Raw genomic sequence first — 22,178 nt, 5'->3', positions numbered from 1 at the left:
AACGGTAAGAAGCAGCCGGGCGCGAAGCCGACAGTCGGAGAGCGGCCGATACCGCAGGAGACCGAAGGACGGGTGATGGCCCTCGACCTTCCGAACTCGCCCGAACTCTCGCCAGAGATGCAAGTCTACTTCGAAAAGTGTCGGGAAAAGATCGGATTTGTGCCGAATGTCCTGCTGGCCTACGCCCATGACGGCGCCAAGCTCGAGGCGTTCGCGGCGCTCTACAATGATCTGATGCTGGCACCCTCCGGCCTGTCCAAGCTGGAGCGCGAGATGATCGCGGTCGCTGTCTCGAGTGTGAACCGCTGCTACTACTGCCTCACCGCCCACGGCGCTGCCGTGCGCAGCCTCTCGGGCGACCCGGTGCTGGCAGAGATGCTGGTGATGAACTACCGCGCCGCCGACCTCTCGCCCCGCCACCGCGCCATGCTCGACTTCGCGGTGGTGCTGACCGAGGCGCCCTGGACGATCGAGGAGGAGGACCGCGACGCGCTTCGCGACGCCGGCTTCTCCGAGCGCGACCTGTGGGACATCTCCGCTGTGGCGAGCTTCTTCAACATGTCGAACCGCATGGCCTCGGCCGTCGACATGCGACCGAACCGCTCCTACCACGGCGAGGCGAGAGGCCTTCCCGAGGCCGGCTGAGCCCGCAGGCGGTCACCCGGCTGCCGTATTGTCGGCTTAGGCGCAGCAAGAGAACGGGCAACCGGTCGAGGGCGCGTCGCGCCCCTCGCCCGACGGGAGTGGTGGATGGCGTACCAGGCAAAATCGGCGCTCGAGATCCAGCTGGATGTGCTCGGCGCCCTCATGCTGCGCGATATCCGGACCCGCTTCGGCGGGACGATGTGGGGCTACAGCATCGCCGTCGCGTGGCCATGCGCCCACATCCTCGTCATCACCAGCTTCTATGCGCTTCGGCGCATGCCGGCCCCCATCGGTGATAGTATCGTATTATTCGCGGTTTCTGGCCTTTCACCCTACATCATACTCAACTATGCGTCGCGCAAGATGATGGAAGGGCCGGCGCAAAACAAGCAGCTTATTTATTTCCCACAAGTAAAATTTTTTGATGTCGTAATGTCTCGTGCTCTCGTAGAAATTTGCACGAGCAGCCTTAGCATAGCGCTGGTATTTTTTATCGCAGCGTGCTTCGGCGCTCAAATATTACCGAGTGACAGTTTTGCATTCTGTGAAAGTATGCTTCTAGCGCTTTTCTTTGCGCTATCCATGGGCTTATTAAATGTATTTATTTCTCAAATTTTTCCGCCCTGGCAAATCGGAGCAGTCGTCCCAACGCTTTTAATGTACTTTTCCAGTGGTGCACTTTTTGTGACGGAGTCTATGCCGGCTGTAATTTATGAGTATGTACAATGGAATCCGCTTATGCATATCGTCAAGGTGTGCCGATCAGCGTTTTATGTAGGGTATGGAGCTGATGCTTCTGTCTTGTACGTCCTTATAGTTAGTGGATCGCTTGCGCTGATCGGCTTGCTTGGTATCCGCTTCGTGGTGCCGCGCGTCCCCAACTGAGGATCCGCCTCGCCTCCACCGGGTGGAGCTCGTGCTGGGCTGGGTCGTCATTTGGGAAGGGAGCGTTTGTAACATCTCGGCTGAGCGTCCATGCTGCCTCGTATCCGTGCCCGTCTGACCAGATCCTGCTCTCTCCATGGTAGCGGTCACGCCGCGCATCCTGTGGGGCGACGCGCACGGGCATCGGGGACGATGCGATTTCAGGTAATGTCGGGTAAGGCCAAGCCACTCCGCCCAGCCGCACCGCGCGCTCTAAACCCGGGGAGCATACTTTTCGTGCCAGCGACGTTCTGAAAAAGGGGAACGAGGTATCGCGAGCGGCGCAAACATGCCCGCAATCCACTCCAGCAATCTAGCAGGCTGCTTAAGAAGGGCTTCGCCTGTCGGAAGAAACGTGATTCAGTCTTCGTCGATTAGGTGTATGGTCCCGTAATGACTTGGTGCGGGTCGATCTTGAAGTGGTCCGGATCTTTGGTCCAGGCCTGACAGATGGTTTGGAACGGGGTTTTCCAGCGCAGCGCTTTGACGTGCTTGGCGAAGTTGTAAGCTGTGACGAATGCTAGGGTCGAGACTCGATCAGCACCAGAACGCGATGACGGTGGCGAGGGCGAGGGCGAGAGCCGAAGCGAAGTTGCGGGCGAGCTTGTCGTAGCGTGTGGCGATGCTGCGGAAGTCCTTGAGGCGGCAGACTAACGCCTCGACCCGCCAGCGATCCCGATACCGTCGCTTGTCCAGCCGGATCTTGCGCTTGCGGGCGCGAGTGCCGGGAATGACGACGCTGATGCCCTGCTCGCGCAGGTCCTGGCGCAGCCAGTCGGCGTCGTAGCCCTTGTCGGCGATGAGCCTGCGCACGGGGTAGGGCGCCTTGTCCAGCACGGCGGGGGCGGTCTTCACGTCACTGGCGTTGCCGGGGGTGAGGTGGATGACGCCGGGGCGGCCGATCACATCGGTGAGGACGTGGATCTTGGTGGTCGGGCCCCCTTTTCCGCCGTGGTCGGCGCGCTGGGCTTTGACGTAGGTCGAGTCGAGGGCGGCCGCTTCGCCGGACCATCCGGCCTTGGCCAGGGCCTCCAGCATGCCGGTCCAGAAGCGGCGTCGCGCCCATCTGTTGAAGCGGTTGTAGACGGTGGTGTGAGGGTCGTACTCGCTCGGGCAATCCTTCCAGCGGCAGTCGGACTTGATGACGTGCAGGATGCCCGACAGGATGGTGCGGTCGTCCTTGCGACGAGCGGGGGCTGATTGGTGGGCATGAACGGCGCCATCGGCTGCCATTGTTCGTCCGACAGCTAGAAAAGCTCTGCCATAGCCTCCCCCATCTGGGAGGCAATCCGAATCACATTTCCCTCATCCTTGCAACGCCTTGAACGGGTATAGACCCTAACAGAACGGCACGATCGGAGCGGTTGGGCGTTGTCTGGTATGGCTCGCCCGCTTCTACCCGACGATCTTTGGGCTGCGATCGCCCCGCTTCTGCCGCCGCACTCGCCTCGCCCCAAGGGTGGGCGTCCCTGGGTGGACAACCGCGCCGCCCTGACCGGCATCCTGTTCGTGCTGCGCTCGGGCATCCCCTGGGAGATGCTGCCGGCCGCGATGAAGTGCGGCTGCGGCATGAACTGCTGGCGCCGGCTGCGCGACTGGCAGGCCGCCGGCGTGTGGCGGCGCCTGTATCAGGTGCTGCTTGAACGCCTGCACGCGGCGGGCGAGATCGACTGGAACCGGGCGAGCGTCGACAGCGCGAGCGTGCCGGCGAAACAAGGGGTGAACCGCCCCGGGTTTGTCGGAGGCTGATTGTCTTGGGTCAGGCGGCCAAGGCTTGGTCGCCGACGCGAGCATGATCGCGCGTTTCGGCCTCGGCAGGAGGGACGTTGCCGATCGGCGCGAGGAGGTGACGGTGGTTGTACCAGTCGACCCATTCCAGGGTGGCGTACTCGACCGCCTCGAAGGAGCGCCACGGCCCGCGCCGGTGGATGACCTCCGCCTTGAACAGGCCGTTGATCGTCTCCGCCAGGGCGTTGTCGTAGCTGTCACCGACGCTGCCGACCAACGGCTCGATGCCGGCTCCAGCTAGGCGCTCGGCGTAGCGTAGAGCCACGTATTGCGAGCCACGGTCCGAGTGGTGCACCAGCTCGCTGCCCTGAACGGGGCGACGCTCGTGCCGCGCCTGTTCCAGAGCATCCAGCACGGAGCTCGCATGAGCGCTACGTAAGGCCCGCCAACCAACGATGCGCCGGGCGAACACATCGATGACGAAGGCCACATAGACGAAGCCCGACCACGTCGCCACGCAGGTGAAGTCGCTGACCCACAAGGCATTCGGTCGGGGAGCCTTGAACTGACGGTTGACGCGGTCGAGGGGGCAGGCTGCGGCCGGGTCGGGGATCGTGGTGCGCACGGTCCTGCCCCGTACCACCCCCGCCAAGCCCATCTGGCGCATCAACCGCGCCACCGTGTATCGCCCCGTCACGATCCCCTCCCGGGCCAGCTGCCGCCAGATCTTGCGTACGCCGTAGACGCGGAATTTGGCCTCGAACACGCGCCGGATCTCGATCATCAACGCAGCATCGCTGCGAGCACGAACCGGCTGCTTCTCGGGATCGGCACGTCGGGCCGCATGCGCGTAGTCGGTCGACGGGGCAATCGGCAGCACCCTGCAGATCGGCCTCATCCTGAGGCTCTCGAAGGACGACCCCGTAAGCCTCCCGATGATCATCGATGAAGCTGATCATGGCCGGGACCGGCGGTCGAGCTCGGCAAAAGCGAAATACGCCGACGCTTTGCGCAGGATCTCGTTGGCCTGCCGCAGCTCGCGAACCTCTCGCTCGAGAGCCTTGATCCGCTCGCGCTCGTCCGTCGTCTGGCCAGGCCGCACGCCCTGGTCACGCTCGGACTGGCACACCCATTTCCTCAGCGTCGCACCCGAGCAACCAATCTTGGCGGCAATCGACTGGATCGCCGACCACTGCGAGCCATGCTCACTCTCATGGTCACGCACCATCCGCACGGCACGTTCATGCACCTCGGGGGAAAATGGGGCTGTTCGCATCGTCATGGCTCCATCCTCTCAGAAGTTGGAGCCTCCGGGAAACCCGGAGCGGTTCAGGGGTCTGCCACCGTCCCGATCCCGACGGACCGGGGCAAGGTGGGCACCAAGCGTCATCTCGTCACCGACGCGCGCGGCACGCCGCTCGGCCCCATTGTAAACGGCGCCAACTGCCACGACAGCCCGCTGATGGCCCCGACGCTGGACGCAATCCCGCCCGTGCGCAGCGGGCGGCGTGGACGTCCACGCCAGCGGCCTGACAAGTTGCACGCCGAAAAGGCCTATAATGCCCGCGTGCGGCGGCGGGAGTGTCGGGCGCGCGGGGTCAGGCCGCGGATTGCTCAACATGGCATCGAGAGAAGCGACAGGCTCGGGTGGCACCGCTGGGTGGTCGAGCGCAGCCATGCCTGGTTCAATCGCGCCGGCCGCTTGCCCATCCGCTACGAACGCCGCGCCGCCATCTACGAGGCCTTCACGTTCCTGCAGGCCAGCCTCATCACCCTCCGCCAATTCGAACGGTTCTGTTAGGCGCTCTAAGCTCGACTTTGGCCAATCGGCCAGTGCCTGTTGACGGTGTCCTCCGGCGAGGCTGGACGCGCCGAGGGGGTATTGCACTCTCACCTCGTCGATGGGACATGGCGAAAATCCCCATTGGACCTGCCAAGTAGTCACTCACCGAGGAACATCCTCGTTACCGTAACAAATCGGCTTCACCTTCGGACGCCATAGGCGCAGGATGCGTACGGATCCTGGCTCACGGATGCGGGCCCTACACAGGTAACGGGGCGCGATTGGCCAAAGTCGAGATAAGAACTGCGATCGGTTGCTGGACGGCAGCGTGGCCGCCGCCTTCCTGAGCGCCGTGCTGGCAATTCCACGCGTCAAGCGGCTGCGATCGCAGGACCAGTTCACCGTCGATGGGATCCTGATCCAGGCTTGGGCCTCGATGAAAATCCTCAAGCCCAAGGATACCGCGCCCTCCGACCCCTCCGGCAGGAGGGCGCAATCCCGACGTCGACTGTCGAGGCAAGGGCCTGTCCAACGACACTCGTCAGAGCAGCACCGATCCCCAGGCGCGGCTCTACCGCGAGGGTCAGGGCGAGGAAGCCAAGCTCTGCTTCAGGGTCATGCGCTCATGGAGAACCGCAACGGGCTGATCGGTCAACGGCTGCCTGACCCAGGCGACCGAACAGGCCGAGCGCGTCGCGGCCCTGGCGATGATCGAGACGCGGGCCGACCGTCCCACCCGCATCACCCTGGGCGCCGACAAAGGTTACGACGCTGCGGACTTTGTGAACGACCTGCACGCCTTGCCGGTGACGCCGCACGTGGCCTGCAACACGGCGAGACGCCGCTCCGCCATTGACGGATGCACGATGCGCCAGCCCGGCTATGCGATCAGCCAGACCATCCGCAAGCGGATCGAGGAAGGCTTCGGCTGGAGCATGGAGATCGGCCTGACCGGCCGCATCCGGCTCCGCGGGGGGAGCGGATCGATATGGCCTTCAACTTCATGGCGGCGGCCTTCAACCTCGTGCTGCTGCCAAAAATCCCCAGAGTGTAAGCGACAGCCTGACAAAAGAATAGAGCCGCCTTTTGCGACACTCGGCTGAACTCTACTTCACTGCATCCGGCAAGCCCGGCGCTAAAGGCCCCCACAACGCCAGTGCAAGGTGAGACCCTCGAAACCAAACGGTGCCAACAAAGCACCAGAACGGTACAACCCCTTATCCAGCAGCCTACTATTAGAGAGACATATTTCTGGCGCCATCCCTTGAAGCGGGATGGTGCGGCCGAGAGGACTCGAACCTCCACTGGTTGCCCAACTAGCACCTCAAGCTAGCGCGTCTACCAATTCCGCCACGGCCGCGGAGTTCGCCGGACATCCAAAAAGCGGTCCAGCTCGTCTTGAAACCATCAGTCAATATCTGCATCACTGCCGGGAAGACAGCGCGCTCATCGGCGACTTCGTCCTACGCACGGCCAGACCTGGTCGAACCTATTGCAAGGACTTCCGTCTCCATCCCCTGCCGCCGGTCGAAGACCTCGTGAGAGAGATGGTGCGGCCGAGAGGACTCGAACCTCCACTGGTTGCCCAACTAGCACCTCAAGCTAGCGCGTCTACCAATTCCGCCACGGCCGCGGATTGCTTCGTCTCGCCGGAAGCGGCGGGGCGGGGCTGAAACCCGTCCGAAGCGAGGCTGCGAATACCAGTCCCCCCCGGGGGACGCAAGCGCCCCGATGCGGAACTGGCAAACATTCTCGTCAGAGCGCGTCCGACAGGGCGCCCAGGAAGGCGGCGCCGCCGTCGCCGATGCGGATGCCCGGCTCGCGCACCACCTCGGCCTTGCGGATCAGCTCGGTCACCTCCACGGAGATGCGGTTGCCCGTGACCACGATCTGCCCGCGGGCGATCGGGTGGTTGTTCGCGAGGATCTCGACCATATCGCTGTCGGTCGAATCGAGCTCGATCACCGCGCCGCGGCCCATGCGCAGCAGCATGTGGATCGGCATCCGGGTCCGCCCGAGCACCACCGCGAGGTCAACCTTGAGAATGTCGAGAACCGCCAACGGACAGACCCACCCTGACCACGAACCGATGCCCCGACAATCCGATCTTATGGTGAAGCCTTGGTAAACGACCGGCTCGGAACCGCCCCGGGGAGCCTCCTGCCGGTGCCCGGCAGCCCTCCCGTCGAATGGGTCGTGCGCGACGCGCTCCTCGACTACCGCGAGGCGGAGGCCGCCATGGAGGCGCGGGCGGCGGCGATCGCCGAGGGCCGCGCCCTCGAGCGCGTCTGGCTCGTCGAGCATCCGCCGCTCTACACCGCCGGCACCTCGGCCCGGGAGGCCGACCTCGTGGCGCCCGAGCGGTTCCCGGTCCACCGCACGGGGCGGGGCGGGCAATACACCTATCATGGCCCCGGGCAGCGGGTGGCCTACGTGATGCTCGACCTCAACCGGCGGCGGCCGGACCTGCGCGCCTACGTGGCCGCGCTGGAGGCCTGGCTGATCGCGACGCTCGACGCGTTCACGGTGCGGGGCGAGCGCCGGGAGGATCGGGTCGGCGTCTGGGTGCGCCGACCGGAGAAGGGGCCGGGAATCGAGGACAAGATCGCGGCGATTGGCATCCGGGTACGGCGCTGGGCGACCTTCCACGGCATCAGCCTGAACGTCGAGCCGGACCTGTCGCACTTCTCCGGCATCGTGCCCTGCGGCGTGCGCGAGCACGGGGTGACGAGCCTCGTCGATCTCGGACGGCCGGTCACCCTGCCGGAGGTCGACGCGGTGCTGCGCGGGCGCTTCGAGGCGATCTTCGGGCCCACCGTGCTGGTCGAGGACGATGGTCGGGGCGAGGCCGCCCCGCCGACGGATCCATGACGGTTACCCCACCGTCCCCCGGTTTTCAGCTTGCCCGGACTTGCTCTAGAGTGATGGTCCAGAACGCGTGGACGATGCGGCTGCCGGGCGGGCGGCCCCTGCCGCGCCATGATGGAGGCCCCGCCCGTGCCGGCTGAGACCCCCGAGGTCACAGGCTCCGAGGTCTCAGGCTCCGGCGCCTTCCGGCCCCTGCGAGCGGCGCTCGCGGCGGCGCCGCTGCCCTCCGTCGTGGTCGCGGCCGGCGCCGAGGACGCGATCCTGTTCGCCAATTCCGCGGCCGAGACCCTGCTGGGGGCGGTTCCCGGCAGGATCACCGCGCTCGGCGCCGATTCGGAGGCCGAGGATGCCCTGCGGACCCTCCTCGCCGGGGGTGGCCCGGCCAGCGCCGAGGTGCTGGTGCGCCGCCGCGACGGCGCGACCCTGTGGGCCGCGCTCCATGTCTCCCCGGTGGGCGGGGAGGACGGCGCCCGCCTGATTCAGCTCGTCGACACCTCCCGCTGCCGCGACCTAGAGGCGGCCCTCGGCCTGGCGCAGCGCCGCGAGGCGCTCGGCCAGCTCACCAACGGCGTCGCGCACGAGTTCAACAACCTGCTGCAGATCCTCGTCGGCTACGTCGACGGCCTGCGCCGGCGCCTCGGCGAGCACCCGGACGCCTTCGTGCAGCGGGCGCTGACCCGCTCGACCGACGCGGCCGAGCGCGCCTCGGCGCTCACCCGCCACCTCCTGGCGTTCTCGCGAAGACACCGGCCGGAGCCGCGGCCGGTCGACCTCAACGGGCTGCTGCGCGATCACCGCGGGCGGGCCGAGGCGGTGCTCGGCGGGAGCGTCGCCCTCGATCTCGACCTCGCCGGCGACCTGTGGATCGCCTGCGTCGATCCGGTCCAGACCGAGCTGATCCTGCAGATCCTGTTGCGCAATGCCGTCGAGGCGATGCCGGCGGGCGGGCGCGTGACGATCCAGACCCGCAACCACGGCGGCGAGGGCGTGGCGGCGGACGGGTCGGCCGGGCGCCACGTCGCCCTGACGGTGGCCGATACCGGATCCGGCATGGCCCCGGAGGTGCTGGGCCGGGCGCTGGAGCCGTTCTTCACCACGCGCGAGCCCGGCCGCGGCACCGGCCTCGCCATCCTCAACGCGGTGGTGAAGCGCCAGAACGGCGCCGTGGCGCTCCGCAGCACCCCCGGCGAGGGGACGTCGATCCGCCTGACCTTCCCGGCGGCAGAGGAACGGCGCCCGCAACGAAGTGCCGCTATGCGCTAATCCCCGTCAGATCAAAAATTTATCGCTTGGCAGATCTGGCGCCGATCGGTGACTTTTCATCCTGTGTAGTGATGACCAGGACGGCATCCGGGGCGAGTCCTCCCTTCTACTGCGTCGCCCGCATCCCCATATGCGCGGCGGGGGCGGGACCCCGACCCCCGGACGGCGCCCCAACTGGTGATGGCACGAGGCGAGACGAACCGATGATGACCACCTTCACCCGCGGCCGCCGGACGGTTGCAGCCTTCGGCCTCGCGGCCCTGATGGCCGTGGCGGCGACGGCCGGCGAGGCGCGTCCCGGCAGCGGCTCCTCGATGGGATCGCGCGGCTCCCGCACCTATTCGGCGCCGGCCCCGACCACGACCGCCCCCGGTGCCCCCGCGCCGATGCAGCGCTCGATGACCCAGCCCGGCTCGCCGATGGGCGCCCCCGCCGCCCCGGCACGGCGCTTCGGCGGCGGCTTCTTCGCCGGCCTGCTCGGCGCCGGCCTGCTCGGTGCGCTGATCGGCGGCGGCTTCTTCGGCGGCCTCGGCGGCATCGCGTCCTTCCTCGGCCTGCTGATCCAGGTCGGCCTGCTCGTCGGCGCGGTCGTGCTGGTGATGCGCTTCCTGCGCCGTCGCCGGGCCGAGCCGGCCATGGCGGCTGCCTACAACCGCAGCGGACCGGCCTCCGGCGGCCCGCTCGGCGGCAACACGGGCGGCCTCGGTGGCGGTCTGGGCGGCATGCTCGGCGGTGGTGCCGCGGCCCAGCAGGCCCGTCCGCCCAAGCGCGACGAGGTCGGCATCGGCCCGCAGGATTTCGACGCCTTCGAGCGCACCCTCACCCAGGTCCAGCTCGCCTATGGCGCCGAGGACGCCGCCACCCTGCGCCGCCTGACGACGCCGGAGATGTTCGGCTACTTCGGTGAGGAGATCCGGGCCAACACCGCCCGCGGCGTGGTCAACAAGATCGCCGACGTGAAGCTGCAGCAGGGCGACCTCGCCGAGGCCTGGCGCGAGGGCCCGGTCGACTACGCCACCGTGGCGATGCGCTACACCCTGCGCGATGCGCTGATCGAGCGCGCCAGCGGCAAGGTCGTCGAGACCAACCCGCCCGAGGCGACCGAGGTCTGGACGTTCCTGCGCGAGCGCGGCGGCCAATGGGTGGTCTCGGCCATCCAGCAGACGCGGTAACGGTCGATCGTGCGGGGAGCCACGCTCCCCGCTACCTTCGCGAAACCCTCGATCCGGCCTGGATCGGGGGCTTTTTCGCGTTCGGTCGCATCTCGAAGGCTTGGCGTTCCCGAAGGCTTGGCGTTGTCGAAGGCTTGGCGTTGTCGAAGGCTCGGGCGTCAGAGCGCTCGGGCCATCGCCACGAATCCCGCCACCGGCACCTCCTCGGCCCGGGCCGTCTCAGGGATGCCGGCGGCGGCGAGCAGGGGGGCGGGGTCGGGGGTCGCGCCCTTCAGGCTCTGGCGCAGCATCTTGCGGCGCTGGCCGAAGGCGGCGCCGGTCACGGTTTCGAGGGCCCGGACCCGGCAGGGCAGGGGCTCGGGTCTCGGCACCAGCCGCACCACGCTCGAGGTCACCTTCGGCGGCGGCACGAAGGCAGCGGGCGGCACGTCGAACAGGATCTGTCCTTGCGTACGCCAACCGCACAGGACGCCGAGCCGGCCGTAATTCGCCCGGTCGCTCTCGTCGGCAACGATGCGCTCGGCGACCTCGCGCTGGAACATCAGGGTCAGCGAGTCCCACCAGGGCGGCCAGGCCTCCTGGGTCAGCCAGCCGGTGAGGAGCTGCGTGCCGACGTTGTAGGGGAGGTTCGCGACGATCCGGGCCGGTCCCTCGCCGATCAGCGGGCGGGGGTCGAATTCCAGCGCGTCGGCCTCCACCACCTCGAGGCGGCCGGGATAATGCGCGGCGATCTCGGCGAGCGCCGGCAGGGCGCGGGGGTCGCGCTCGACCGCGATCACCTTGGCGGCGCCGTGCATCAGGAGAGCCCGGGTCAGGCCGCCGGGGCCGGGGCCGACCTCGACCACCGTCACCCCGTCGAGCGGTCCCGACGAGCGGGCGATCCGCCCGGTGAGGTTCAGGTCGAACAGGAAATTCTGTCCGAGCGAGCGGCGCGGCATCAGGTCGTGCGCCTGCACCACCTCTCGCAGGGGCGGCAGGCCGTCCGGGGCGCTCACGCGGCAACTCCATCCTGGGCTCGCGTCAGTCGGCCCGCGAGCTTCAGCGCCGCGATCAGGCTGTCGGGCATGGCGAGCCCCTTGCCGGCGATGTCGAAGGCGGTGCCGTGGTCCGGCGAGGTGCGCAGGAACGGCAGCCCGAGGGTGACGTTCACGCCCTTGTCGAAGGCCAGCGTCTTGATCGGGATCAGGGCCTGGTCGTGGGTCGGGGCGAGCGCCACGTCGTAGGTCGCGCGCGCCCGGGCGTGGAACAGCGTGTCGGCCGGGTGCGGCCCGGTGATCGCGATGCCCTCCGCCCGCAGCCGCTCGACCGCGGGAGCGAGTACGTCGCGGTCCTCGGTGCCCATGGTGCCGGCCTCGCCGGCATGCGGGTTGAGCCCGGCGAGCACGAGGCGCGGAGCGGCCAGGCCGAAGCGGCTCCGCAGGTCGCGGTCGACGATGCGGGCGGTCTCGACCACGAGGTCGGCGGTCAGCAGGTCCGGCACCCGGCGCAGCGCGACGTGGATCGTCACCGGCACCACCGCCAAGTCCTCCGACCACAGCAGCATCACGGCCGTCGGCGGGGCCGCGCCGGCCGCGGCGGCGAGCGCCGCGAGGTATTCGGTATGGCCCGGATGGCGGAAGCCCGCCTCGTACAGGACGTGCTTGGCGATCGGGTTGGTGACGAGGGCGGGCGCCCGGCCGGCCTGGACCAGCCGCACCGCCTCGTCGATCGACGCGAGGGTGCCGGCGGCGCTCGCCGGATCGGGCTGTCCCGGCTCCGCCGCGACCGTGAGTCCGCCCGGCAGCCGCACCACCGGCAGGGCCCGGGCGAAGGCGGCCGCCGCCTCTTCGGGCTCGACCGCGACGAGCGGCACGGCGAGGCCGAGGCGGGCCGCGATCGATCCGAGGAACTCCGGGTCGCCGATGACGAAGAACGGCGCAAGGCCGTGCTCCTCGCGGGCGAGCCAGGCCCGTAGGGTGATCTCGGGCCCGATCCCGGCCGGATCGCCCTGTGTCAGCGCGAGGGCTGTGGTCATCGCGGGGATCCCCGTCCGTGGCGGCGCGCCGTGGCGCAGGTTCGTCCAGCGCGCCATCGCATCCCGGCTCCCGTCGGGCAAGCGCTCTTGCCGGCTAACCGCTCCTGCCGGCCAAGCGCTCCTGCCGGCCAAGCGCTCCTGCCGGCCAAGCGCTCCCGTCGGCCAAGCGCTCCCGCCGGGCGAGCGCCCGCCGGAAGGGCAGGCGCCGGCAACCCGTCACCGCGCCGTGGCGATGCCGTCCGCCGTCGTGGAGGTGCTGAGGTTCTGCCGGAAGTTCGCCTCGCCGAGGGTGCGCAGCTCGATCCTGAGCAGGAAGGTCTGGTTGCGCTCGCGCAGGCCCGCCGCCGTCTCGATCGGAGAGGACAGGTAGTTGAGCGAGATCGTCGTGCACTCGTCGCGGTAGCCGAAGCCGAAGCCCGACGAGGAGACGTAGAACTTGTCGGACTTGTCGTAGATCGGTGCCGTGCCGACCGGGTTGAGGAAGTAGGACTGCGCGGCAGTGGCGTAGAACTCGCGCACCTGGAGGTAGTGCGACAGGTCGAACAGCACCGAGCCGGTGACGAACCAGTTCGGGGTGATGTTGTAGAGCGCCGAGGCCTGCAGGCCTTCGCGACGGCGATCGAAGCCGAGTTCGGGCTGCGCCGCGTAGCGGGCGTAGATCAGCGAGCCCTCGAGCGGCAGGAACGGCGCGAACTTGGCGGTGATGCCGGCTTCGAGGCGCTTCATCGCGAAGGTGTCGTTGTCGAACCGCGCCCGGGTGATGAAGCTGATGTTCTGGTTCGGCGAGACCTGGAAGCGGGTGACGAAGTCCGAGCGGGTCTGCTCGAGGCCCGAATCGCGGCCGACATTGGCGATGTCGCCGCGGCGGAACGAGTTCACGCCCGCGATCGCGATCGACTCGCCGGCCATCGCGTTCAGGTAGAAGCCGTTGCGGCCGGTGATCGAGTACTCGGCGCCCAGGTTGGCGCGCACGCCGCCCTCGACCCGGTCGTAGCCGGAGAACTTGTCCCAGGCGAACAGCGAGGTGTCGTCGAAGACGAGGCTCTGGGCGTCCTCGTTGGGGAGCCGCCCGATATGGGTCTCGCTCGGCCGCGCGATGACCTGGGCCACCGGCGAGATGGTGTGCACGCCGAGCGGCCCGAAATCGGCGACGAACGGATAGCGGTACTCGAGCCCGACCGCCGGCATCACCCGGCCGGAGAAGTTCGAGTCGGGCGAGAACAGGTTGCTGACTTCCGGGTTCTGGAAGCCGGTCGTGTTCGGATTCACGAAGAAGGCGTCGCCGCGCAGGTAGGCGAAGGGCTGCCAGCGCTGGCCGAATTCGTCCGTGAAGGTGCGCCGCCACGATACCTGGGCGGTCGCCCGGGTGGTGTCGCCGGCCAGCCCGCTCACCAGGCACTGCCCGCGCTCGAACACCGAGCAGGTGCTGTAGAGCGGGAAGGTGATCCCGTTGACGCTCGGGCTGAGCAGGTAGGTGCCGGTGCGCGGGATCTGGGTGTACTGGGTCGCGTCCCGCGACAGGTGGGTGAAGTTCGCCTGGAACCGCACCTCGCCGCCGATCGGATCGGGCCCGTCCCGGCGCTTGTCGTAGTCGATCACCGGGGCGACGATCGGCTGCTGCTTCTGCCAGTCGAAGGTCGACAGGCCCTTGAAGTAGTAGCCCCGCGCCTCGAACCACGAACGGTCGCCCTGGCCGATCAGGAAGGCGGTCGAGACCGCCTCGCGGAAGTAGTCCGTGCTGATCGTCTGGTTGCGGATGCGGTAGTTGTCGAGGAACCACTTGTCGGTGACGCCGACGACGTCCCATCCCGCACGCCAGTTCGGGGCGAGGTAGAACTGGCCGGCCGATTCGATCGAGCCGCGGAAGTCGCGGTCGCCCGAGCCGAGGGGGCCGGGCAGGAACGCGCTCGGGGTCGACTGGAAGATGCCGCTGACGCGGACGTTGTAGAAGCCGTTGGCCAGCCGCTGGCGCCACTCGGCCTGGCCGAGCACACCTTGCTTCGACAGGAAGGTCGGCTCGATCGTGAGGTCGTAATCGGGCGCGATGTTCCAGAAGAACGGCGTGCCGATGCCGTAGCCGAGCACGTTCGAGGAGACGAAGTGCGGCGCCAGGAAGCCGGTGTCGCGCCGCACCGTCGGGTCGGGCGAGTAGAAGTAGGGCAGGTAGGCGATCGGGATCCCGGCCACTTCGAGGTAGGAATCCTCGTAGTAGATCCGGCGCTCCTCGTTGTTGTGGATGATCCGCGCCGCCTTGACCTGCCACAGCGGCGGGCGCTCGGGGTGGTCCTTGCACGGCTCGCAGGCCGTGTAGGTGCCGTACTCGAAGGTCGTGGTCTCGCCCGCGATCCGTTCCGCCCGCGGGGCGGAGAACCGCACCCGGGCCGGGCGGCCGCGCTGCTCGATGGTCTGCTGGACGCGCAGCGAGTCGATGAAGCCGGACTTGAAGTCGTCGGTCAGCTCCATCTTGTCGCCGGTCACGACCGAGCCGGTCTCGTCGGTGAGGCGGACATTGCCCTCGGCGAAGACCCGGCCGGTGTTGCGGTCGTAGCGGACGCGGTCGGCGAGCAGCGTGCGCGGCCCGTAATGCAGCTCGGCATTGCCGACCGCCGAGACCGTGTTCTTGTCGTTGTCGTAGACGAGCTCCTTGGCCTCGACGAGCAGGCGCTCGCCTCCGGCCCCGGGCTTGTCCTGATTCTTGGCGGTACGCGCCGCCAGGCGGTCGTTCAGCGTGCCCTGCGCACGCGCGGGCTCGCTCGCGCCCACCGTCACGGCGGCCGCTAGCAGAACCGTCAGGGATCCCGTGACCGCGGCACCCGCGGCCTTACGCACGACTCGACCCATCCCTGCACCCGCTATGCCCGTGCCGCCTTGCCGGAGGGTGGGCATCAGCCGTCCTCCAGGTGCAGAAGCGCGAGCGTTCCGAGAAGACTCCCTACCACGGCCGGGAACCACGCCGCCACCGGCGCGGCGACCAATCCAGAGGCTCCTAGGCCCTCCATCACCTGCCGTGCCACGTAGAGCACGAAACCCGCCGCGACGCCGCCGAGCACCATCTTGCCGATGCCACCAAAGCGGAAGAACCTTAAAGAAACCGATGCCGCGACCAGCACCATCGCCAGGAACAGCACCGGCCGCGCCAGGAGCACGTCGTACTGCAGGCGGTAGCGCGTGGCGTCGAGTCCCGCCCGCTCGGTCCGGGCGATCGTCTCGGTGAGTTGCCAGAAAGGCACGGATTCCGGCGGGGTGAAGCGCTGGCGCACCTGCGAGGGGTCGAGCGTCGAGGCGATCAGGTAGGTGTCGTAGCTCTGCGGCTCCTGGTCCGGCCCCTGCACGCGCACGTCCTGCAATTCCCAGTAGCCGTCGTGCAGGGTGGCGCGGGCCGCCTGCATCTGCTGGGTGAAGGCGCCGCTGTCGTCGAAGGTGAAGACCATGACGCCCGCGAGCGTCGCCGTGCCCTCGACCGCGGTCTCGGCCCGGATGATCGCCTGGCCGTCGATGCCGCGCTGGCGGATCCACAGCTCCTTGCCGGAGGCGGCCTTGCCCGAGCGGGCGAAGATCTTGGCCTCGATCTCGGTCGAGCGCTGCTTCAGCTCTGCCGAGACCGGGTTGTAGACCCCGACCGTGAAGGCGCCGATGCCGAGCGCCACCAGCGCGCCGGGCTGCAGGAACTGCCAGGCCGAGATGCCGGCGGCGCGGGCCACCACCAGTTCGAGCTTCCGGCTGAGCTGGAGCAGGGCCGCCATCGCGCCGAACAGGATCGCGAAGGGCAGGACCTGCTCGGCCACCGCCGGGGTGCGGTACAGCGCGAGCCGCGCCATCACGGCGGCCGAGGCGCCCTCGGCGTCGCCGGCCCGGCGCATCAGCTCGACGAAGTCGAGGGTGTAGACGAGGGCGAAGACCGTGAGGAAGACCCCCAGGATCATCCGCAGGAAGCGGGCCGCCAGGTAGCGGCCGAGCGTGACGCCGATCAGCATGGCGGCTCAGCCCGCCCGCATCCGCAGGCGCCGTGCCGGCAGCGCCGCCGAGAGCCGGCGCAGCCGCGCCGCCACGACGGCGTTGAAGGCCCGCACCCGGTTGCCCTGGGTGGCGACGACGAGCGAGAGCACGATCGCGAGCAGCGGCACGAGGTAGACCGCCGCGACGGCGCCCTGGCTGCGCACCGCCGCGCTCGAGGCGGCGAAGCCCGCGATGCGAAGGGCCACCACGGCGGTGATCGCGCCCACCACCGCCAGACCGCGCCCCTGGCGGGTGGTGCGGGGATCGCCGAGCGCCGCGAAGGCGATCAGGCCGAGGGCCAGGGGATAGAGCCAGGACGACAGCCTGTCGTGCAGCTCGGCCCGGAAGCGGCCCTTGGTGAGCTTGTAGTAGGTCTCGTTCGGGTTCGGGAACAGCAGCTGCACGGTCGAGCGCTCGCGCGGCTTGTAGATCGTGTCGGCGTCCGGCGGCGTGAAGGCCGCGAGGTCGACGGCGTAGCGCTGGAAGGTGATGATCGAGGAATCCCGGCTGTTGGGCTGCTGGCGGTGGATGCTGCCCTTCTCCAGCACCAGGTAGGTCTGCCCGTCGAGGTCGACCGCCTGGCCGCGCTCGGCGAGGTAGACCACCGTCTTACCCACCTCGCGCCGGTCCTGCATGAAGATGCCGAGCAGCGCCCCGTTCGGCGCCCGCTCGCGGAAATGGAAGGTGATCCCGCTGTCGAGGCTGGTGAATTGCCCCTCCTTGACCACGTTGGCGATGAAGTCGCCGCGCACCCGGGTGAGCACGTCGCGCAGCTCCTGGAAGCTCGACGGCATCACCTGGATGGTCAGGAAGCCGATCGCCGCGCTGACGATCAGCGCCAGCGTCAGGAACGGCCGCATCAGGTGGCGCGGCGACATGCCGGCCGCGCTCATCACGATCAGCTCGGAATCGCCGTTGAGCTTGTTGAGCGCGTAGACCACCGCGATGAACAGCGCGACCGGCGCGATCACGGTGATCAGGGTCGGCAGCGACAGCCCGGTGATCAGGAAGAAGATCAGCAGGGTCTGGCCCTTCGCGGTGATCAGGTCGAGCTCGCGCAGGGCCTGCGTCACCCAGATCACGCCGGTGAGGCCGATCAGGCACGACAGGAACGCCCCGAGGGCGATGCGGAAGATGTATCGCTCGATCTGCTTCATCGGCCGGCTGCGGTCGGGCCCCCTCCCGCGTCGATGCTGGTTAGGCGCCGCCCGCCGGCCGCACAAGCACCGGCTGCCCTCAAGCGCCCGAAGTGCGGCCTTTTGCGGGCGGGCGCGGTCGGCCCGCCACACCCGGCCGCGTTGCGCTCGCGGGCGTCCCCCCGCTACACAGGACCGGCGCGGCGCCCCTCGAGAGGCGCGCGATCCAGAAGACGGGACGAAAGCAACGCCATGGCGGACGGCATCAGCATCGAGATCGAATCCCTCGCGACGGCCAAGCCCGGCGGGGCCGGCGGCGACCTCGTGCTGTTCGTGGGCGAGGACCTCGCCCTGTCGCCGCGGGCGGCCGAGATCGCCGGTCCCGGCGCCGCCGACCTGGTGGCGCGGGCCGCCGCCGCCGAGCGCTTCAAGGGCAAGGCCGCGAGCGCCCTCGTGATCGCCGCCCCGGCCGGTCTGGCGGCCGAGCGCCTGGTGGTGGTCGGCACCGGCAGCGAGGAGCAGGCCGCCCGCGACTGGGCGACCCTCGGCGGCTTCACGGCGGGCAAGATCGGCAGCCGTTCGGCCTCGGTGGTGCTCGAATGGCCCGGCACCGCCCCGGGCTCGGACGAGGTCGCGGCGTTCTCGCTGGGCGCGCGCCTGCGCACCTACAAGTTCGACCGCTACAAGAGCAAGAAGACGCCCGAGGGCGAGGAGGCCGGCGGGGCCGGGCGCCTGACCCTGCTGGTGCCGGAGAATGCGGGTCTCAAGAAGGCGTTGCGCGGGGCCGAGGGGCTGGCCGAGGGCGTGATCCTCGCCCGCGAGCTCGTCAACGAGCCGCCGAACGTCCTCGACCCGGAAGAGTTCGCCCGCCGCGCCGAGGCGCTGGAGAAGCTCGGCGTCGAGATCGAGATCCTCGACGAGAAGGATATGAAGAAGCTCGGCATGCGGGCGCTGCTCGCGGTCGCGCAGGGCTCGGCCAAGGAGGCCCGGGTCGTCATCATGCGCTGGAACGGGGCCGAGGACGCCGACGAGGCGCCGGTGGCCTTCATCGGCAAGGGCGTGACCTTCGATTCCGGCGGCGTCTCCATCAAGGGGAGCGGCGGCATGGAGGACATGAAGGGCGACATGGCGGGCGCCGCCTGCGTGGTCGGCCTGATGCACGCGCTCGCCAGCCGCAAGGCCAAGGTGAACGCGCTCGGCGCCATCGGCCTCGTCGAGAACATGCCCGACGGCAAGGCGCAGCGCCCGGGCGACATCGTCACCTCGATGTCGGGCCAGACGATCGAGATCATCAACACCGACGCGGAAGGGCGCCTGGTGCTCGCCGACGTGCTCTGGCACGTCCAGCAGACCTACAAGCCCCGCTTCATGATCGACCTCGCGACCCTGACCGGCGCGATCCTGGTGGCGCTCGGCCAGGAATTCGCCGGCATGTTCTCCAACAACGACGAGCTGGCCCAGCGCCTCTCGGCGGCCGGCGAGGCCACCGGCGAGAAGGTGTGGCGGATGCCGCTGGCGCCGGGCTTCGACAAGCTGATCGAGTCGAAGTTCGCCGACATGAAGAACACCGGCGGCCGCCACGGCGGCTCGGCCACGGCAGCGCAGTTCCTCAAGCGCTACGTCAACGACGTGCCGTGGATCCATCTCGACATCGCCGGCGTCGGGATGGGCTCGCCGGCCTCCGAGATCAACCGCTCCTGGGGCTCGGGCTGGGGCGTGCGCCTGCTCGACCGGCTCGTGCGCGACCACTACGAGGCGTGAGCACCGCCTCCGGTGCCCTCCCGAGCACCGCTCCCGCGACCTCCGGCGGCGGGCGCTTCGTGGCGCTCGTCCCGCTCGCCGCAGCCCTGGCGGCGGTGGCGCTCGCCGCCGCCGCGGGAGTGACACAACGCGGCCTCGACGCGGCGGGGTTCGGCCAATGGGCCTACGGCTTCTTCGCCGACCGCTACCCGCTGTTCTTTTCCGCCGTCGCGTACGGCGCGGCGCGGGTCGCGCTGCTGCCCGTCGCTGCGCCAGGGTGGCGCGGCTGGCTCGGCGCGCTCCTCGGCCTCGCCCTGGTCCTCGGCCTGTCGCTCCACCCGACCTATGGCGGGCTGGTGCTGCGGGCCGGTTTCTCGGTCGGCGGCGTCGCCTTCCTGTCGGGCCAGACGATGACCGTGTCCCACATCCTCGGGGCCGCGGTCGCCGCGATCGTGCTCGGCAGCGCGCTGGCCGTCGCCGTGCTCGTCGCCCGCGGCCTGCCGCGGCGCGGCACCCGGCTTCGCGCCCTCGGACGGGGAGCCCTGCGCGTCCTCGCCCTCGCCTGGGCCCTGTGGCTGCTGGCTTCGGCCCGGGATCTCGGCCTGTCGGGTTTCCCGCGCCTGCCGCTCGGGGGGCAGGCACCGCTGGCGCTGGGTCTCGTCCTGGCGGCGTTCCTGCCCCACGCCGCCCTGAGCGTGCTCGCCCCGGGGTCGGCCGGAACCCGGCGCTCGGTTGAAACGACCCCGGGGAGGCGCTAACCCGGAGCCAAGCCGGGGCCCGTCGAGGCATCCGGCATCGGGGAGGGTGGAGTTCATGGGCAAGGGGCCGAGCGCGATGGAACCGAACACCCCGCCGCGGCCCTGGCTCGCCGCCTATCCGACCGGCGTCCCGGCGGAGATCGAGGCCGACCGTCTCGGCACCCTGGTCGAGCTGATCGAGACCAGCGCGCAGCGTTTCGCCGACCGCCCGGCGGTCACCTGCTTCGGCGCCTCCCTGACCTATGCCGCCCTGCGGCGCGAGGGCGCGGCGGTGGCGGCTTGGCTGCAGGCGCAAGACATCGGCAAGGGCGACCGGGTCGCCATCATGATGCCGAACGTGCCGGCCTTCCCGGTCGCGCTCGTCGGCGCGCTCCTCGCCGGCGCCACGGTCGTCAACGTCAACCCGCTCTACACCCCGCGCGAGCTGACCCACCAGCTGCGCGATGCCGGCGCGCGGGTGCTCTTCGTCCTGGAGAACTTCTGTCACACCGTCGCCGAGGCGCTGCCGGAGCTGCCCGGCCTGGAGCGGGTGGTGGTGGCGGGCGCCGGCGACGGGCTCGGGCTGAAGGGGGCGCTCGTCACGCTGGTGGCGCGCCACGTCAAGAAGGCGGTGCCGCCTTTCGAGCTGCCGGCCTCGCGCCGCACGGCCTTCAAGGCGGTGCTCGCCACCGGTCGCAAGGCGAGCTTCCGGCCGGTCGCGGTCGGGCCCGACGACCTCGCCTTCCTGCAATATACCGGCGGCACCACCGGCGTGTCGAAGGGGGCGATGCTCACGCACCGCAACGTCGCCGCCAACGTCGAGCAGAGCCGGGTGTGGTTCGGCATGCGCGACGACGAGGGTCCGGGCCGGGTGATGGTCACGGCGCTGCCGCTCTATCACATCTTCGCGCTGACGTGCTGCTGCTTCTTCATGATGCGGCTCGGCGCCTGCTGCCTGCTGGTGCCGAACCCGCGCGACATCCCGGGCTTCGTGACGCTCCTGCGCAAGAGCCGCTTCACCAACCTGTCGGGCGTCAACACCCTGTTCAACGCCCTGCTCAACCACCCCGACATCGACAAGGTCGACTGGTCGCGGCTCGAATATTCGATCGCGGGCGGCATGGCGATGCAGGCGCCGGTGGCCCGGCGCTGGAAGACGACCACCGGCAAGCCGGTGATCGAGGGCTACGGCCTGTCCGAGACCTCGCCGGTGGTCTCGATCAACCCGCCGGCCCTGCACGACTGGTCGGGCACGATCGGCTACCCGGTGCCCTCGACGGAGGTCTGCATCCGCGACGCCGCGGGCACCACCCTGCCGGTCGGCCAGCCCGGCGAGCTCTGCGTGCGCGGGCCGCAGGTGATGGCCGGCTACTGGGGCCGGTCCGACGAGACCGCCCGGGCGATGACCCCGGACGGCTTCTTCCGCACCGGCGACGTCGCCCTGATCGAGCCCGACGGGCAGGTCCGCATCGTCGACCGGATGAAGGACATGATCCTGGTCTCCGGATTCAACGTCTATCCGAACGAGGTCGAGGACGTGCTCGCCGCCCATCCGGGCGTGGTCGAGGTGGCGGTGGTGGGCGAGCCCTCGGCCGAGACCGGCGAGAGCGTCGTCGCCCACGTGGTGCGCCGCGACCCCGACCTGACGGCGGAGGCCCTGCGCCTCCACGCCCGCGAGAGCCTGACCGCCTACAAGGTGCCCCGCCGCTTCGTCTTCCGCGACAGCCTGCCGAAGACCAATGTCGGCAAGGTGCTGCGGCGCGCCCTGCGGGACGGGGAGGCGATGGGGTAGCGCGGCCCTCCGAGCCCTCCTTCCCCCGCTGCGGGGGAGGGGTCGGCGTCGCGCCCTCTTACGTCACCGTGATCGGCATCTCCTCGGTCTGCGAGAACCCGTTGTCCCCCGTCCAGGTGAAGCGCAGCGTGCCGGTCTTCGTCGCCACGGTGGTGAAGGTCAGGTAGGGGTTCGCCGCGCTCGCCGGGGACAGCTCGGCGCGAAACACCTCGTCGCCGTCGTAGGTACAGACGAACTCCGTGATGATGTTGCGCGGGATCAGGCGGCCGTCCGGGCCGGGGCGGTAGCCGGTCTCCATCGGGTGCGAGATCAGGGTCTTGATCTCGATCACCGCGCCCGCCCCGGCGGTCTTCGGCAGGTTGATGAGGGCGCGGGCCATC

At 69.2% G+C, this 22,178-nt stretch carries 16 protein-coding genes, 2 tRNA genes, 5 pseudogenes and 1 other annotated feature; of the genes and pseudogenes, 11 read left to right on the top strand and 12 right to left on the bottom strand.

All coding sequences use genetic code 11. The features are described 5' to 3' along the window. The first annotated feature begins 75 nt into the window (after positions 1-75). Together V3T34_RS27195 and V3T34_RS27190 are read left to right on the top strand one after the other, a co-directional pair. On the top strand, positions 76-645 hold the full coding sequence (locus V3T34_RS27195) for a peroxidase-related enzyme (RefSeq protein WP_407942785.1): 570 nt from the start codon (positions 76-78) through the stop codon (positions 643-645). Between the two features lie 105 nt (positions 646-750). Then, entirely contained in the window at positions 751-1,530 is a 780-nt protein-coding gene (locus V3T34_RS27190; protein WP_305077304.1) for an ABC transporter permease, read from the top strand. Positions 1,531-1,943: 413 nt separating this feature from the next. On the opposite strand, the pseudogene V3T34_RS27185 reads toward V3T34_RS27190, so the two are convergent. After that, a pseudogene (locus V3T34_RS27185) lies at positions 1,944-2,105 on the bottom strand (IS481 family transposase); the annotation flags it as partial. A 1-nt stretch (position 2,106) separates the two neighbouring features. Continuing rightward, positions 2,107-2,792, bottom strand: a protein-coding gene (locus tag V3T34_RS27180) for an IS5 family transposase (protein WP_305077303.1) whose coding sequence is annotated in 2 segments (ribosomal slippage) — positions 2,107-2,762 and positions 2,762-2,792 — 687 coding nt in all. Because the reading frame shifts where the segments join, the coding sequence is not laid out codon by codon here. 157 nt (positions 2,793-2,949) lie between these two features. Here V3T34_RS27180 and V3T34_RS27175 point away from each other — a divergent pair. Beyond that, positions 2,950-3,288 (top strand): annotated as a pseudogene (locus V3T34_RS27175) (transposase); the annotation flags it as partial. 40 nt (positions 3,289-3,328) lie between these two features. On the opposite strand, the pseudogene V3T34_RS27170 reads toward V3T34_RS27175, so the two are convergent. Next, positions 3,329-4,579 (bottom strand): annotated as a pseudogene (locus tag V3T34_RS27170) (IS3 family transposase). Beyond that, positions 4,160-4,298, bottom strand: a sequence feature (AL1L pseudoknot). (Overlaps the previous pseudogene by 139 nt.) A gap of 45 nt (positions 4,580-4,624) precedes the next feature. On the opposite strand from V3T34_RS27170, the pseudogene V3T34_RS27165 reads away from it, so the two are divergent. Continuing rightward, positions 4,625-5,098, top strand: a pseudogene (locus tag V3T34_RS27165) (IS5 family transposase); the annotation flags it as partial. A gap of 280 nt (positions 5,099-5,378) precedes the next feature. Continuing rightward, a pseudogene (locus V3T34_RS27160) lies at positions 5,379-6,134 on the top strand (transposase); the annotation flags it as partial. Between the two features lie 221 nt (positions 6,135-6,355). Here the strand turns inward: V3T34_RS27160 and V3T34_RS27155 are convergent. From V3T34_RS27155 to V3T34_RS27145, 3 genes are all read right to left on the bottom strand, one after another. Continuing rightward, positions 6,356-6,440: transfer RNA gene (locus V3T34_RS27155), tRNA-Leu, on the bottom strand. Positions 6,441-6,628: 188 nt separating this feature from the next. Further along, positions 6,629-6,713, bottom strand: a tRNA-Leu gene (locus V3T34_RS27150). A 122-nt stretch (positions 6,714-6,835) separates the two neighbouring features. Beyond that, positions 6,836-7,141 carry a FliM/FliN family flagellar motor switch protein gene (locus V3T34_RS27145; RefSeq protein WP_048428740.1) on the bottom strand — a complete coding sequence of 102 codons (306 nt, stop codon included), beginning with the start codon at positions 7,139-7,141 and terminating at the stop codon, positions 6,836-6,838. Positions 7,142-7,246: 105 nt separating this feature from the next. Between V3T34_RS27145 and lipB the strand changes: the two genes are divergently transcribed. From lipB to V3T34_RS27130, 3 genes are all read left to right on the top strand, one after another. After that, positions 7,247-7,951, top strand: coding sequence for a lipoyl(octanoyl) transferase LipB (gene lipB, locus V3T34_RS27140; protein ID WP_407942784.1), 705 nt, complete (start codon positions 7,247-7,249; stop codon positions 7,949-7,951). Positions 7,952-8,077: 126 nt separating this feature from the next. Next, positions 8,078-9,211: an ATP-binding protein gene (locus V3T34_RS27135; RefSeq protein WP_305077301.1), complete on the top strand. Its 1,134-nt coding sequence runs from the start codon at positions 8,078-8,080 to the stop codon at positions 9,209-9,211. A 203-nt stretch (positions 9,212-9,414) separates the two neighbouring features. Continuing rightward, the gene (locus V3T34_RS27130) at positions 9,415-10,383 is read left to right on the top strand and encodes a Tim44 domain-containing protein (protein ID WP_305077300.1); all 969 of its coding nucleotides are present in this window, start codon (positions 9,415-9,417) and stop codon (positions 10,381-10,383) included. 158 nt (positions 10,384-10,541) lie between these two features. Here the strand turns inward: V3T34_RS27130 and rsmA are convergent, their stop codons facing one another. The 5 genes from rsmA to lptF form a co-directional block, all read right to left on the bottom strand. Further along, positions 10,542-11,321: a 16S rRNA (adenine(1518)-N(6)/adenine(1519)-N(6))-dimethyltransferase RsmA gene (gene rsmA, locus V3T34_RS27125; RefSeq protein WP_288585614.1), complete on the bottom strand. Its 780-nt coding sequence runs from the start codon at positions 11,319-11,321 to the stop codon at positions 10,542-10,544. 53 nt (positions 11,322-11,374) lie between these two features. After that, positions 11,375-12,397, bottom strand: coding sequence for a 4-hydroxythreonine-4-phosphate dehydrogenase PdxA (pdxA, locus tag V3T34_RS27120; protein ID WP_305077299.1), 1,023 nt, complete (start codon positions 12,395-12,397; stop codon positions 11,375-11,377). A gap of 216 nt (positions 12,398-12,613) precedes the next feature. Beyond that, a complete protein-coding gene (locus V3T34_RS27115) occupies positions 12,614-15,226 on the bottom strand; it encodes an LPS-assembly protein LptD (protein WP_407942783.1) in 2,613 nt (870 codons plus the stop codon). 56 nt (positions 15,227-15,282) lie between these two features. Beyond that, a complete protein-coding gene (gene lptG / locus V3T34_RS27110) occupies positions 15,283-16,371 on the bottom strand; it encodes an LPS export ABC transporter permease LptG (protein WP_060848706.1) in 1,089 nt (362 codons plus the stop codon). A 6-nt stretch (positions 16,372-16,377) separates the two neighbouring features. Then, the gene (lptF, locus tag V3T34_RS27105; RefSeq protein WP_305077298.1) at positions 16,378-17,550 is read right to left on the bottom strand and encodes an LPS export ABC transporter permease LptF; all 1,173 of its coding nucleotides are present in this window, start codon (positions 17,548-17,550) and stop codon (positions 16,378-16,380) included. A 231-nt stretch (positions 17,551-17,781) separates the two neighbouring features. On the opposite strand from lptF, the gene V3T34_RS27100 reads away from it, so the two are divergent. From V3T34_RS27100 to V3T34_RS27090, 3 genes are read left to right on the top strand one after another with little or no spacing between them, the layout of a single operon-like run. After that, positions 17,782-19,290 (top strand): leucyl aminopeptidase, encoded by a 1,509-nt coding sequence (locus tag V3T34_RS27100; RefSeq protein WP_305077297.1) that lies wholly within the window; start codon positions 17,782-17,784, stop codon positions 19,288-19,290. Further along, the gene (locus V3T34_RS27095) at positions 19,287-20,027 is read left to right on the top strand and encodes a hypothetical protein (RefSeq protein ID WP_305077296.1); all 741 of its coding nucleotides are present in this window, start codon (positions 19,287-19,289) and stop codon (positions 20,025-20,027) included. Before V3T34_RS27100 ends, V3T34_RS27095 begins: the two co-directional genes overlap by 4 nt. Positions 20,028-20,082: 55 nt before the next feature. After that, the gene (locus tag V3T34_RS27090) at positions 20,083-21,798 is read left to right on the top strand and encodes an AMP-binding protein (protein ID WP_305077295.1); all 1,716 of its coding nucleotides are present in this window, start codon (positions 20,083-20,085) and stop codon (positions 21,796-21,798) included. A gap of 58 nt (positions 21,799-21,856) precedes the next feature. Here V3T34_RS27090 and soxZ read toward each other — a convergent pair whose 3' ends face one another. Then, the gene (gene soxZ / locus V3T34_RS27085; RefSeq protein ID WP_091884538.1) at positions 21,857-22,177 is read right to left on the bottom strand and encodes a thiosulfate oxidation carrier complex protein SoxZ; all 321 of its coding nucleotides are present in this window, start codon (positions 22,175-22,177) and stop codon (positions 21,857-21,859) included. Position 22,178 lies beyond the last annotated feature (1 nt).

It is taken from the genome of Methylobacterium ajmalii, from assembly GCF_036448855.1.
GTDB lineage: Bacteria > Pseudomonadota > Alphaproteobacteria > Rhizobiales > Beijerinckiaceae > Methylobacterium > Methylobacterium ajmalii.
The sequence above is the reverse complement of the archived record's forward strand: the minus strand, read 5'-3'. Positions and strand labels throughout refer to the sequence as shown.